This window comes from Ruminococcus sp. AM26-12LB (assembly GCF_003480785.1).
Lineage (GTDB): Bacteria > Bacillota > Clostridia > Lachnospirales > Lachnospiraceae > Blautia_A > Blautia_A fusiformis.
Genome location: NZ_QUJX01000002.1, coordinates 99,217 through 112,673 on the forward strand (window position 1 = coordinate 99,217; position 13,457 = coordinate 112,673).

The 13,457-nt window shown below is 43.8% G+C and carries 9 protein-coding genes and 1 tRNA gene; 3 read left to right on the forward strand and 7 right to left on the reverse strand.

Annotated features, from left to right (window positions below; genetic code table 11):
• Positions 1–14: 14 nt before the first annotated feature.
• From DW694_RS01690 to cas3, 3 genes are all read right to left on the reverse strand, one after another.
• The gene (locus tag DW694_RS01690) at positions 15–455 is read right to left on the reverse strand and encodes a hypothetical protein (RefSeq protein ID WP_059085218.1); all 441 of its coding nucleotides are present in this window, start codon (positions 453–455) and stop codon (positions 15–17) included.
• Entirely contained in the window at positions 439–906 is a 468-nt protein-coding gene (locus DW694_RS01695; RefSeq protein ID WP_015525783.1) for a DUF3990 domain-containing protein, read from the reverse strand. The genes DW694_RS01690 and DW694_RS01695 overlap by 17 nt, the downstream gene beginning before the upstream one ends.
• A 331-nt stretch (positions 907–1,237) precedes the next feature.
• The gene (cas3, locus tag DW694_RS01700; RefSeq protein ID WP_330591130.1) at positions 1,238–3,388 is read right to left on the reverse strand and encodes a CRISPR-associated helicase Cas3'; all 2,151 of its coding nucleotides are present in this window, start codon (positions 3,386–3,388) and stop codon (positions 1,238–1,240) included.
• A 135-nt stretch (positions 3,389–3,523) separates the two neighbouring features.
• Here cas3 and DW694_RS16810 point away from each other — a divergent pair, with 135 nt between their 5' ends.
• Positions 3,524–3,664 (forward strand): hypothetical protein, encoded by a 141-nt coding sequence (locus DW694_RS16810; protein ID WP_173733046.1) that lies wholly within the window; start codon positions 3,524–3,526, stop codon positions 3,662–3,664.
• Positions 3,665–3,734: 70 nt separating this feature from the next.
• Here DW694_RS16810 and DW694_RS01705 read toward each other — a convergent pair whose 3' ends face one another.
• From DW694_RS01705 to DW694_RS01720, 4 genes are all read right to left on the reverse strand, one after another.
• The gene (locus DW694_RS01705; protein ID WP_118071137.1) at positions 3,735–5,981 is read right to left on the reverse strand and encodes a DNA topoisomerase (ATP-hydrolyzing); all 2,247 of its coding nucleotides are present in this window, start codon (positions 5,979–5,981) and stop codon (positions 3,735–3,737) included.
• A 15-nt stretch (positions 5,982–5,996) separates the two neighbouring features.
• Complete coding sequence (locus DW694_RS01710) at positions 5,997–7,922, reverse strand: DNA gyrase subunit B (protein WP_022426613.1); 1,926 nt, start codon at positions 7,920–7,922, stop codon at positions 5,997–5,999.
• 287 nt (positions 7,923–8,209) lie between these two features.
• Positions 8,210–10,114 (reverse strand): GGDEF domain-containing phosphodiesterase, encoded by a 1,905-nt coding sequence (locus DW694_RS01715; protein WP_118608264.1) that lies wholly within the window; start codon positions 10,112–10,114, stop codon positions 8,210–8,212.
• Positions 10,101–11,780: a GGDEF domain-containing protein gene (locus DW694_RS01720; protein ID WP_118608263.1), complete on the reverse strand. Its 1,680-nt coding sequence runs from the start codon at positions 11,778–11,780 to the stop codon at positions 10,101–10,103. Before DW694_RS01720 ends, DW694_RS01715 begins: the two co-directional genes overlap by 14 nt.
• Positions 11,781–11,993: 213 nt before the next feature.
• On the opposite strand from DW694_RS01720, the gene DW694_RS01725 reads away from it, so the two are divergent.
• Together DW694_RS01725 and DW694_RS01730 are read left to right on the forward strand one after the other, a co-directional pair.
• Positions 11,994–12,065: transfer RNA gene (locus DW694_RS01725), tRNA-Glu, on the forward strand.
• A 225-nt stretch (positions 12,066–12,290) separates the two neighbouring features.
• Positions 12,291–13,454: a ComEC/Rec2 family competence protein gene (locus tag DW694_RS01730; RefSeq protein WP_118608262.1), complete on the forward strand. Its 1,164-nt coding sequence runs from the start codon at positions 12,291–12,293 to the stop codon at positions 13,452–13,454.
• Positions 13,455–13,457: the final 3 nt, after the last annotated feature.

A 13,457-nucleotide genomic window follows, 5' to 3' on the forward strand; every position in this document is an offset into this window, starting at 1 on the left:
CTTTCCCTCTTTTCTCATATTATTTCACCAGCTTTATAACATGCTGCTATATAATCTCGTGATTGATAATAAAAATCTGTATTATAGTCCGAAATATGTGCATCAATCCAGGAATGATAAATTTCCCATATTCCCTTTTCAAGTTCTGTATCATCGTATATGTCTTCTATTAATCTCTCATATACTTCTCCAATATCCCAGTAATCCGGAATTGCATACCTGCATATTGATACATTGTCAAATTCGCCCTCCGGAATATCACATTGCTCTGTAAATTCTGCCGCAACTTTTTCTATTGGCTCACAGTGAAAGACATCCGCATAGTTATATATTCGCTTTATATTTTCCATTCCAAGATAATCCGTAACTTTCCACCGACGTTGTTTTTGAGTTCGTCCTATGTACTCGATCAAACTACAGGTAAAAAACAAAGCATTATTATTTTTTCTCGCCATAAACAACCTCACTTCCTACAAATTTCAATGTATCCAGTGCTGAAATTGTATGAAAACTGATTTGATGCGTTGGATACTTGAATTTTACCAATTCCCAGAAAGCAGCTCTTGAAATCTTTCCATCCAGATAATTTTGCAGATAATTGTAGATTGTATCATCTGCCATTGGTCCTTCCACAATATCATACTGATGTGCCTGTCCCTTTCGACAGGAAATAATAAAATCCAGCCATTCTTCCGTCATTTTATCGAATTTAAGAATATTTAATCTCTGATTTTCTGTATACTCATACTTGTTAATATATCCTTTTTTACCATATCTTATAGCCCATCGTTCTGCCTGCTTTTCAATATTTGTACAATAAAAACCAAAATAAAAATCTTTGTTAAATCTGGCTTTTCTGATTTCCGGATATTCCACTACCTCTTTGCTCCCATGATATAGAATCATATGCAGCTCCTTTTTTCTGTAAATTCTTTTTATTTTTAATAATTTTCTTTTATTTTTTCTCGTCATCTTAAATATACTACACTCATCCAAAATATACAATACTTGCCCCTAAATTATTTACATTTAAATTTATTGAATTCTTTTTATTTATATATTATATTTATAGTATGTCAGAAAACATTTTAATGCCTATGAAGGCAGGCGACTTGCTTGATTCGATTAAAATGGTTCCTGTGGATTGAAATAATAATTTTAAATGTAACCGTGTAGAATTAGAACAGGGAGATTAAGGTTTTTCCACCTTAATCTCCCTGCTCTAATCTACATATTTTCACAACCAAACTGCCATGCCACAGTCAACCTCAAGATTCAGTCCTGTCTCCTCTGAATATTGTTCTAAATCTGTCAGTTCATAGAAATCCTTTATATCTTCCGAAACCAGCTTCAGCATCCCCGCATCATTATATTTCTCAAATTCCTGTTTATACAAATTCACACAATATTGTACAGCCCGTCTCATTCCGGATTTTGTAAAACCTTTATTTTTCAGATCCTGTATCACTTCCTGAGCATCTTCTTCCTGATTTACAAAAACGGTTACCGTGTTTTCATCTATCAGTTTAAACTCTCTTTCCACTGTAGCAAAATGATGCCATCCCCCATTAAACTCTTCGCAGATTTTCTTTTTATCCAAACTTTCACCTCGCATATGATAAAGCATTTCAAAGTATCTTGTTACAGTCTGCATATCTTCAATTTTACATTCATTCGCAAGCAGCGCTTTCGAAACATCCATCTGCTGTCTCTGCCCTGGAACTTTTTCAGCATCATCAAACTGAAAAATCACCACTTTGCTTTCTTCTATCGTCCGTTTTCCCTCACGATTACACCTTCCTGCCGCCTGAATGATAGAATCTATTCCTGAAAGCTGTCTGTATACTGTATAAAAATCAAGATCTACTCCTGCCTCTACCAGACTTGTTGAAATTACAATGCACTTTTTCCCTTCTCTCAATCGTTCTTTTATCTGCTTTAACATACGCTTTCTATGTTTTGGATACATGCTCGTAGATAAATGATAAACGCCATCTTCTCTCATAGCATTATAAATTTTTTGAGCTTTCTTTTTTGTATTCACAATGCATAATGCCTGTGTTTCTCTTAACAGACATTCTTCCACGTCTTCTTCTGACAATTTTCCATCGTTTTCAAAGTGAACTCTTTTAAAAAACTCAAACTGTTCCTCTGTCCTTGGACAAAGCTCAGTAATCTGCTTTATATTGCAAAAAAAAGCATCCAATGCCGGTTGTGTAGCTGTACATAATACTGCACTCACCTTATAATTTATCACCAGTTCTTCAATTGCTGTCAGACAGGGTTTCAAATAGTCATTTGGCAACATCTGTGCTTCATCAAATATGATCACACTATTTGCCATATTATGTAATTTTCTGCATTTTGAAGATTTATTTGAAAACAAGGATTCAAAAAATTGTACATTCGTTGTAACTACTACTGGTTTATCCCAGTTTTCAGAAGCAAGCTGCATAGGTTTCAGTTCTTCTGCTTCCTCATAATCTATGTTGCAATGATTTTCCAGAACATTTTCATCTCCTAATATCCTTCGAAAAACTGCTGCATTTTGTTCGATAATACTGGTATAAGGTATCACATAAATAATACGTTTCATGTGATGCTTAACTGCATGCCTTAATGCAAATGCAAGCGATGCAACCGTTTTACCTCCACCAGTCGGAACCGTCAGCCGAAAAAGGCCTTTTTCTCTCTCTCCGTTTTCCAGGCAAGCTTTTAAAATCTCTGTTCTTCTGCCATTTACACTTTCTGTTTCTGTATTTTTCAGCCACTCTGTTATATATTTTTCCAATTTATCCAGAAGCACCTGTATCTCTTGCCCCTGCTGTCGTCCCGATCTTTCTTCTGTCATAAATTCTTCTGTATCAAGAAAATCGGCATCGACAAGACAAGAATACATCATTCTCGTAAACATACTTAAAGAAAAATTTAAATCCTTCGTTTTCTCTACATTAACTGGTGATGTTTTTAACTCTGGAATCTTCACTTCTTTTTTGTATGCATAAAAATCTTCTATTTTCTTCTTTCTTCTTCCAAGTGTAGTAGATGAATTTCCTGTATCTGTGCTGACGCCATAATCGGATAAGCCAGCATGATGTCCCGCAATACACATCTCCAAAAACGGATACATCCCACCCAATTCCATGCAAACTCTTGCTCCTGCTGTTGCATGATCCACTTTTATTTCTTCTCCACGAATCCGACGTTGAAATTTATCGCTATATTTTCCGATATCATGCAGCATTCCACAGCAATATCCCCAATCTCCTTTTTCAAAAACTTCTGCAAAATCTTTTGCTTTTTCTGCCGTTCCCTGCAAATGCTCTAATATACTTTGTTCACGTTCACCATCACAATGTGCAATATAATTCATCTTCTTCTCTTCCATTTACAACACCGTACCCTCACTACAAGTTATATATTATACTGCTTTAGTTCATCTATATCAATGTATCCAAAGCGCCATCTCTTATGATAATCTCCCATTCTCCATCTCATACACCACATTCATAGTGGAGACTCTGTGGGATACCAGGACTACAGTGCGGCGGGTGGTGTCTTCTTTCAGGGACTTGAGGATGGTGGCTTCGTAGAGCTGACCTTTGTCTACGTATTTCAGGGAGGAGAGCCTTCCCCTCATATCTGCCCGTCAAACCGGGAATGAGCGTGCATCTCACGAATGGTCAGTTCCAGCCAGATCACCGTAAGCTGTGAGGTAGATGGCGGGGTGGTGATCAGATTCTCGGCTTCACACCTTTGGTGTCTCGCTTGGCGAGTTTGACTTTGTTAAGTACATATGGTTTGTCGTGGTAGGTAATGGCATACTCCTGCCTGCTTTCCAAAAGATACGCATGGTGGATCCGGTCTTCGCCGGTAAGCTTCATGCCGCGGACACCCATAGCGTTTTTCTTAGTGACGGAGATCTCGGTTTTCATGATACGGAGAAAGTAACCCTTTTCAGACTGGAACACAACCTGATCCATCTCGTCCGCTGCTCCTACGAATACAAGGCGGTCATCCTCTGCAAGCTTGGTGGAAACAATGGTACGCTTGGAAGCACGGAACTCTTCTCCTTTTACCAGCTTGCACATGCCGTTCTCTGTAACAAAGAGCACTGTGGAGGCTGCCACCTGGCTCAGCGGTGCCACATAAAGGATCTGCTCGGAAGTACTATCATAATTACCCAGATTATCTGCCGGAACACCTTTATCACGGAAACGCACCAGCGGGATATCCTCTGCCTTCACGGTGTGGAGCTTGCCGGTATCTGTAAAGATACAGATCTTGTCCGTATTCATGCAGGTAAAGACATAGCGGCTCTCTGCATGAGCGGCATCCTTATTACGCTCGTAGGCATTCTTGTCAATGAGACGCATATATCCGAAACGATCCATCAGGAAGCAGACTTCGGTCTCTTCCATCTTCTTCTCCTCATAAACAGCTTCCTCGGCGTTTTCAATGGAAGTCTTACGCTTACTGCCGTATTCCTTCTTGATCTGATCCAGTTCACCCATGATCACTGCTGCCATGGAGTCATAATTATTCAGGATATCCTCATAAGCAGCAATGTTCTTCATGGTTTCCTCATGCTCCTTCATCAGAGCATCGATCTCCAGACCGATCAGCTTGTAAAGACGCATGTCCAGAATAGCTGCGGCCTGTTTTTCTGTGAATTTCAGGGTTTTTGCCGCTTTTTCGGAGGTCTTGGTCTTGAATTTAATCCCTTCTGTGATACCATCGGTCAGGCATTTCTTTACCTGGTCACGGCTCTTGCTGCCACGGAGGATCTCGATGATCAGATCAATGACATCGCAGGCTTTGATAAGGCCTTCCTGGATCTCCCGTTTCTCCTGTTCCTTGGCAAGAAGGGTTGTATATTTTCTGGAATTTACTTCAAATACAAAGTCCACATGGTGAGCAATGATCTGCTTCAGTCCCAGTGTTTCCGGTCTTCCGTCTGCAACTGCCAGCATGTTGACACCGAAGGTATCCTCCAGTCGGGTCTTCTTATAGAGCATGTTGGTAAGGTTCTCCACGTCTGCATCGCGCTTCAGTTCCAGAACGATACGGATCCCCTCTTTGGAGGACTGGTTGGAAATATCCACGATATCTGTGGTCTTCTTGGTCTCTACCAGGGTTGCGATATCATTAAGGAATTTTCCGATGTTTGCACCGATCATGGTGTAAGGAATCTCTGTGATCACCAGCTGCTGGCGACCGCCCTTCAGCTTCTCTATTTCCACCCGTCCACGGATACGGAGCTTACCTGTTCCAGATTCATAGATCTTTACAAGGTCGTCCTTATTTACTACGATACCACCTGTCGGAAAATCCGGGCCCTTGAGATAACGCATCAGCCCACGGGTGCTGATATCATTATTCTTCATGTATGCCTTCACAGCATCCACCACTTCGCCCAGGTTATGCGGCGGGATACTGGTAGCCATACCAACGGCGATTCCGTCTGCTCCGTTTACAAGGAGATTTGGGATACGCACCGGAAGTACTACCGGCTCCTTCTCTGTTTCATCAAAGTTCGGCATGAAGTCCACAACGTTCTTATCAAGGTCTTCCAGAAAAACCTCCTGGGTCAGCTTCTCCAGGCGGGCCTCTGTGTATCGCATGGCTGCGGCTCCGTCGCCTTCAATGGAACCAAAGTTTCCATGTCCGTCCACCAGTGTACGACCCTTTTTAAATTCCTGCGCCATGACTACAAGCGCATCATAAATGGAGCTGTCACCGTGGGGATGATATTTACCCATAGTATCTCCTACGATACGGGCACATTTACGGTACGGGCGGTCGTAACGGATGCCAAGCTCATACATATCGTAAAGGGTACGGCGCTGTACCGGCTTCAGTCCGTCACGTACATCCGGCAGTGCTCTGGAAATGATAACGCTCATGGCGTAATCGATATATGATTTCTGCATGATCTCCGCATAATCGGTGCGGATGATATTGTCCTGTTTCGTATTCATAGTTTATTCTCCCAATCAAATATCCAGCTCTGCATCTGTTGCATGCTCATAGATAAAGGCCTTACGTGGCGGAACATCGCTTCCCATCAGGATCTCTGTCACATCGGAGGCCATGCGGGCATCTTCGATCTCCACACGCTTCATCATTCTTGTCTCAGGGTTCAGGGTAGTCTCCCAGAGCTGCTGGGCGTCCATCTCACCGAGACCTTTGTATCTCTGGAGCGTGAAGCTTCCCGGTTTATGGCTCTTACGGTATTTCTCAAGAGCCTTGTCATCGTAGAGATATTCCTCCTGCCCCTTCTTCGGCATTACCTTATAAAGAGGTGGCATGGCAATATACACATGTCCCTCATAGATAAGCTCCGGCATAAAACGGTAAAACAAGGTCAGAAGCAGAGTAGAGATATGAGCACCATCCACATCCGCATCGGCCATGATCACGATCTTGTCATAACGAAGCTTCGTGATATCAAAATCATTTCCGTAGCCTTCGGAAAAGCCGCAGCCAAAGGCATTGATCATAGTCTTGATCTCTGCGTTGGCCAGCACCTTGTCGATGGTAGCCTTCTCTACGTTGAGGATCTTACCGCGGATTGGAAGGATCGCCTGATAGTTACGATCTCTGGCTGTCTTGGCCGAACCGCCGGCGGAATCTCCCTCTACGATAAAGATCTCACACAGTGACGGATCCTTTTTCTCACAGTTGGCCAGCTTGCCGTTGGAATCAAAAGAGTATTTCTGTTTGGTGAGAAGGTTTGTCTTGGCACGCTCCTCGGTCTTACGGATCTTGGCCGCCTTTTCCGCACAGGAAAGGACGATCTTCAGTGTTTCCAGATTTCGGTCAAAAAACAGTACCAGCTGTTCTCCTGCTACCTTGCCGGTGGCTCTGGATGCGTCCTGGTTATCCAGCTTGGTCTTGGTCTGTCCCTCAAAGCGGGGTGCCGGATGTTTGATGGAGACTACAGCAGTCATTCCGTTTCGGATATCTGCACCTGTAAAATTGGGGTCTTTATCCTTCAGTACACCGATCTCACGTGCGTAGGTGTTCATTACCGTTGTGAATGTAGTCTTAAATCCGGTCAGATGAGTTCCTCCCTCTGCATTGTAGATATTATTGCAGAATCCGAGAACGTTCTCACGGAACTCATTGGTAAACTGAAAAGCAACCTCCACCTGGATCCCGTCTGCCTCTCCTTTAAAATAAACCGGATCATGGAGAGGCTGTGCATTCTTGTTAAGGTCACGGATAAAGCCTACGATTCCCTCCGGCTCATGATACTCGATATCCTCAGGAGTGTCCCCTCTTCGATCCTCAAAATGGATGGTAAGCTCCGGATTCAGATAGGCAGTCTCATGAAGACGGCTCTTTACATCCGCTGCTCCAAATCTTGTTTTCTCAAAAATCTCCGGATCCGGAAGGAAATTCACACAGGTTCCGGTACCTCTGGTCTTCCCTAATTTGGGGAGAAGTCCTGCTTCCAGTTCAATGGTAGGGATTCCTCTCTCATAGTGGTCATGATGTATATAGCCATCACGGCTGATCTTAATATCCAGATACGTAGATAATGCGTTCACTACGGAAGAACCTACACCATGAAGTCCGCCGCTTGTCTTATATGCGGAATTGTCAAACTTACCGCCTGCATGAAGGGTTGTAAAAACAAGACGCTCCGCAGATATTCCCTTGGCATGCATATCCACCGGGATCCCTCGTCCATTATCCTCTACTGTACAGGAACCGTCCTTCTCAAGAACTACATGGATACGGCTGCAGTACCCTGCAAGGTGCTCATCCACCGCATTGTCTACGATCTCATATATCAGATGGTTCAGTCCCTTTCTGGATACGCTTCCGATATACATACCGGGGCGCTTTCGCACGGCCTCGAGGCCCTCCAGGACAGAGATACTGCCCGCATCATAAGTGTCTTTTTTTGCCATTCCACTGATTCCTTTCTTTTTTATATTCGAACATTTGTTTGTATTATACTCAAAATATATGTACTTGTAAAGTCCACATGATCATCTTTTTTCTGCAATTTTTCCAAAAGATACGCGTGGCAGTTCAAGGAACCGATCTTCCGAAAAATCGCTTTCTTCAGCCGCCACAGCCTATCTATTCTATCAAAAGTATCTGTAAACTTCAAGCAATTTGTGTCTGTCTGAATACAACAGGCGGAAAACCCTGCTTTTTATGAAAGCATGTTTTCCGCCTGTTTCTGATCATTTCAGGAAATTTTTTCCAGAAGCTTCTCCTCGCACAGGGGCCTGGAAAAATAATATCCCTGTATCATATCCACACCCCATTTTTCCAGAAGCTTTACCTCCTTTTCGGTCTCAGCGCCTTCTGCGATCACCTTATATCCCATATGCTGCAGGATCATGACAATGCTGCGATAAAAGGTAGCCGTCTGAGGATCGCTGCTGACCCCGGACAAAAGAGAACGGTCCATTTTTACTGCTGAAAACGGGATGCGAAGAACTGCGTTCAGATTTGCATAACCGGAACCGAAATCATCCAGGCACATGTGGATCCCCACTTCTGCAAAATCATCAATGGCTGTGCAGAAGCTTTCGCTGTATTCGGTTGCCACGTTTTCCGTGATCTCAAACTGAAAATATCCCGGATCTAATCCATACCCCTGTATGATCCCGATAAGCACATGGCTGTATCCGGGTTTCATCAATTCGGAAGGAGAAAGATTGAATTTCACATTCCGGATCTTCTTCATGATATATTCATGTTCTTTTATAAAACGGCAGACCTTGTGAAGCTGAAGACAACCCACTGCAGAGATCATTCCCTGTTTTTCCGCGATCCCGATAAACACATCCGGCGGGATCATTCCCAGAACAGGATGTTTCAGCCGGCTCAGTGCCTCCAGAGTAATAAAATCCTGGTTTTTTATAGAATATACCGGCTGATAATATACTTCAAACAGATCCTCTTTCACAGCCTTCTGAAGAAAATGCTCCACTTCCTGCTCATAGCGGAAGCCCTCCAGGATCTTGCTGTCCGACTGGATCAGGACCGTATCCTGACGGTTCTGTATCAGAGAGATCATATATTCAATATAAGAAAGAATACTATCCTCTTTTTCCAGTTTTTCCGCATTCATGATCCCGCAGATCGCAGCATGGAACGACACCTTTTCGTTTTCGATAAAAAACGGCTTTTTCAGAAATTCTTCTATGCCGTCTCTGGCTTTTTCATAATCTGTCAGCGAGTCCAGCACTGCCAGAAAGCAATTGCCTGTGATACGAAAGATCTGCACTGAATCCGTGATCTCCCGAAATCCCTTCGCCGCCCGGATCAGCAGCTGATCTCCCACTCTGGTACCGTAGATCCGGTTGATCTGCTTCATATTGCGGGCATCCACAGCAAGCAGATGAAAGCTTTCTTTTCGATAGAGCTTTTCTCCGATCCATTTGTCAAAATACTGTTTGTCAAATAAACCTGTCATACTGTCCGTATATTCACCTGGATTGTTCATAGTAAGATAGATCAGCCAAAGTCCTACAGAAAGTCCGAAGCCGGTAAGCAGTATTCTTTCCGCGGCAATCTGGAGAAACAGGCAGGCTGCTTCGATAAACCAAAATCTCCATATGGTGCGCCGTATTTCTTTTTCTGCTGTTTTTCCATAAAGTAACATAAATGCAACGATTACCAGCATAAAAAAGAATACATATCCATAGAGCAGAAAATGAAAACTTCCCCGGATAAATCTACCTTCCTGGTCAAAATAAAAAAGCCATCCCGTCCGTAAGTTTGCTGTAACTGCCAGCAGCATTGCAGCCGGCAGGACCACCCAGCCGGTTTTCAGCCATTTATACTTCTCCTTCTGTCTTCCGGTGATGATCCGAATGTAGCAGAAAAGCCCATAGGTAAGTATGACATCACAGAAATAATAGAGCGTCAGGACCAGCGCTGACATTCTGCAGACTTCGCTGCTGCCGCCTCCCGCGATCACCGCACTCAGCATATCCAGCAGCACGTAAACGCCGCTGAAAGCCAGAAAACATACAAAATTCCTGTTTTCCGCATTGTTCAGTCTTTTATGAGAAAAATAATGTATCGCGATCATCGTCACCAGAACAAGGGATGTGATCTGAAAACAGTTAATATACTCCATTTTTCAAATCCTCCTTCTTTTTGTTCTCATAAAGCTTCCTGTCTGCCTCATATTTCCATTCTCCTATGGATTTCAGAGAACCATCCTTATTCCGCAGATGGCTGTATCCCAGAGATAACGAAAAACGATGTCTGCATCCTCTCCCAATATTCCGGAGCTCTTCTTTCAGGCGTTCCGGCCAGAATTCGTCCGGTACTTCCGGCTCATAGACCAGAACCGCAAATTCATCCCCGCCGATGCGGTAGCAGGTTCCTTTTTCCCGGAAAACGTTCTCCACACATCTGGCCGAGATCACCACCATCTCGTCTCCTGCAGCCCGTCCGTATTCTTCGTTGATCACGCGAAGCTGATCGATATCGATATACATAAGAAGGATATCCCGGTATCTGCCCATATCTGCGGAAATACTTTCCAGTTTTTTCTCAAAATTGGCTCTCGTCTCAAGTCCTGTCATCCCATCCTCTCTGGACAGTCGTTCGTAAGCCTGGGATTCCAGACGGTAACGGACATTGTCTGCCATCATCATGACTGCGTCTGCAATGACCAGCACAAGAAACACAAGATTTCCCAATTCAAAAATGGATCCATAGTAGGAAATCTCGAACAGCCAGTACAGGATCAGCGCTATGATACCACTTGTTCCCACGATGATATATGCAATGAGAAGCAGATGTATCTCACGCTGTTTATGCTTCCGGTACTCCCGGATCAGAAGTACCGCTGATATCAGGACCCACACAAACAGCAGGATATGTGTTACAAACAGCATATCCTTAAATTCAAAGACTCCCAGGATCACCAGAACTCCCTGTAAAACAGCATTCAGATAAAATGTAAAGATTCCAAGATCCAGGAGCCTGTATTTTTTCATGTTTCCGATATTCTGCAAAAAACGCAACATCGGAACTGCTAGCAGCATGAACATATAAAAAGAAATGAGACATAATACTTCGGGGCATCTGCTGTAGCTTTGTGCCAGTGATGAGTCCGTCACCAGCCAGATACTGCACATCATAAGGAACAGTGCCACATCCCGGAACCGTCTGTCCGGCATCTGCCTTATTCTCATATAGATGCAGATGCACAGGGCGATCATACTTAATACGATCATGATCGTTGCCGCCCCTAAAGGAATGGCTGCTTTTCTGATCTGATACCAGGCTATTGCACTTCCGGTTCCTATGCATACCGGCTCTATAACATATTTTCCTCTCTGAGGCGCAGAATAGCTGAACGTCAGGACTTTTCCCTCTGTGTCATTACCCAGAGCGGCGATGCACTGCACCTTGGAACGCATCTGCACATTTTTGGAAAACATGGCCTCCTTATATTCATACAGGATCTTTCCATTCAGGCGTATCACCAGATCGTACTGGGCTCCTGTAGAAACCACGGTCATTCCTCTGCTTTCCGCTCCCAGACTTTCATTGTACAGGATCAGCTTTTCACCTGTTTTTGCCGGAATTTCCGCAGGCAGGGTGATCTCCTGTTTTTTTCCGTCTTTTATGTAGTACCATCCTTTGTTAAGAAGCTGTACACTGTCCTGCTTCTGGATCAGCCCCCCTGTGTGGATCGCCGCAAAGATCGCGCCAAAAACCAGCAGTACCACAACAAAAAGAAAGGATTCTCCCTTCCATATCAAATTTTTCTTTTTTCTGTAATCCATACTCTTCCTCTTTATATTTTTTTATTCCATTTCGTTTTGTATCTATCATATCATCAATCGATTTTTCCGTCAAAAAAATTGTCAAAAAACAGGGTGAAAATTTTTTTCAAAAAAAGAAAAAAAGTGCTTGCATTTTGTAAGAAAGTATTATATACTAACGAAGTCGGTTGCGGGAAACAACAGAAATCAAGAGCAAACGACACAAATGAATATGGCCAGTTGGTCAAGGGGTTAAGACGCCGCCCTCTCACGGCGGAAACACGGGTTCGATTCCCGTACTGGCTATCAACAGAAAGCAGTTAGGATTTTTATTCTGACTGCTTTTTTTGTGATTGTTATACTTCACTTTTTCCTGTTATCGCTTTCAAACGTTGCTCTGAACATTGCATATAAAAATTTCGTTCTTCCTGTTTATCTGTTTTCTGTATTTTCACATATATTATTTTGCTTTTCTTTCTCTTCTGTTTTATAATTTCCCCTGAAAATACTTAAGATAAGGGGTGACTTCTCATGCATCACAAACGTTCTTTTCGCAGAAAGCTGCAGACATTTTTTCTTTCTCTGCTGCTTGTTCTGCTAACAGTCGCAGGAGTTCCCTCTGCTGCTTACACAGCCGAGGCTGCTTCTGCTGACACAACAATGGCTGTACACTTTCTGGATGTAGGGCAGGGGCTTTCGATCCTGGTCCAGTCACAGGGGCAGAATCTCCTGTATGACGGCGGTGACCGAGGACATTCCAGTTTCGTGGTTTCCTATCTGCAGAAACAGAATATTTCCATCATTGACTATATGATCTCCTCCCATTATGACGAGGACCATGTGGCTGGTCTTGTAGGATGCCTAGACAGCTTTTCCGTAAAAAATGTGATCGGTGCAGATTATGTACAGGATACAAAGATCTATCAATCTTTTGAAAACAGTGTTGCCGCTCAGGGATTAACTGTGCAGCATCCGAAGCCCGGAACGGATTTTGCTTTCGGAGGCGGGAAATTTACGGTTCTTTCTCCTCAATCGATCAGTAGCAACGATAACGACAATTCTGTTGCGATCCGGCTGGAAAACGGAAATAACCATTTTCTTTTTACCGGGGATGCAGAATCTGCCGGGGAGGAAGCGATCTGTGATCTGGGACTTGATCTTTCCTGCGATGTGATCGTTCCGGGACATCACGGTTCTGCCACTGCCACCACCTGGGATCTGCTCCAGAAGACTGTTCCGGAATATGCAGTGATCAGCTGCGGCGCCGGTAATTCCTACGGACATCCTCATAAGGATACCATGGATAAGCTTGCGGATATGGGAATACAGGTATTTCGTACTGATGAGCAGGGTACGGTGATCGCAGTCAGCGACGGAAGCAATATCCAGTGGAACCAGAGTCCCTGTAATGATTATTCTGCTGGAGATGAATCGGATACCGGCACACAGCCTTCCTCCGCTTATAAGGATTCCGGTGCGTCCGGCTATGGATCTTCTGATTCGGCTGCTGCAGATCCTCAGACCGGAGTGCAGGCCGATCCGGAGCCAGTGGGTGATATGGTCTGGATCTCCGCTACCGGAAGCAAGTACCACCGGATCCCTAACTGCGGAAATATGAATCCGGATAATGCCACAGAGATGACACGCTCCCAGGCTGAAGCTGCAGGGTATAAAGCCTGCAAGAAGTGTTATTAGAAA

Excerpts from the sequence above, each read along its gene's own strand:
- DW694_RS01730 (WP_118608262.1), top strand. The coding sequence starts at position 12,291 with ATGCATCACAAACGTTCTTTTCGCAGAAAGCTGCAGACATTTTTTCTT.
- cas3 (WP_330591130.1), bottom strand. The coding sequence starts at position 3,388 with ATGGAAGAGAAGAAGATGAATTATATTGCACATTGTGATGGTGAACGT.
- DW694_RS01715 (WP_118608264.1), bottom strand. The coding sequence starts at position 10,114 with ATGGAGTATATTAACTGTTTTCAGATCACATCCCTTGTTCTGGTGACG.
- DW694_RS01695 (WP_015525783.1), bottom strand. The coding sequence starts at position 906 with ATGATTCTATATCATGGGAGCAAAGAGGTAGTGGAATATCCGGAAATC.
- DW694_RS01705 (WP_118071137.1), bottom strand. The coding sequence starts at position 5,981 with ATGAATACGAAACAGGACAATATCATCCGCACCGATTATGCGGAGATC.
- DW694_RS01710 (WP_022426613.1), bottom strand. The coding sequence starts at position 7,922 with ATGGCAAAAAAAGACACTTATGATGCGGGCAGTATCTCTGTCCTGGAG.
- DW694_RS01690 (WP_059085218.1), bottom strand. The coding sequence starts at position 455 with ATGGCGAGAAAAAATAATAATGCTTTGTTTTTTACCTGTAGTTTGATC.
- DW694_RS01720 (WP_118608263.1), bottom strand. The coding sequence starts at position 11,780 with ATGGATTACAGAAAAAAGAAAAATTTGATATGGAAGGGAGAATCCTTT.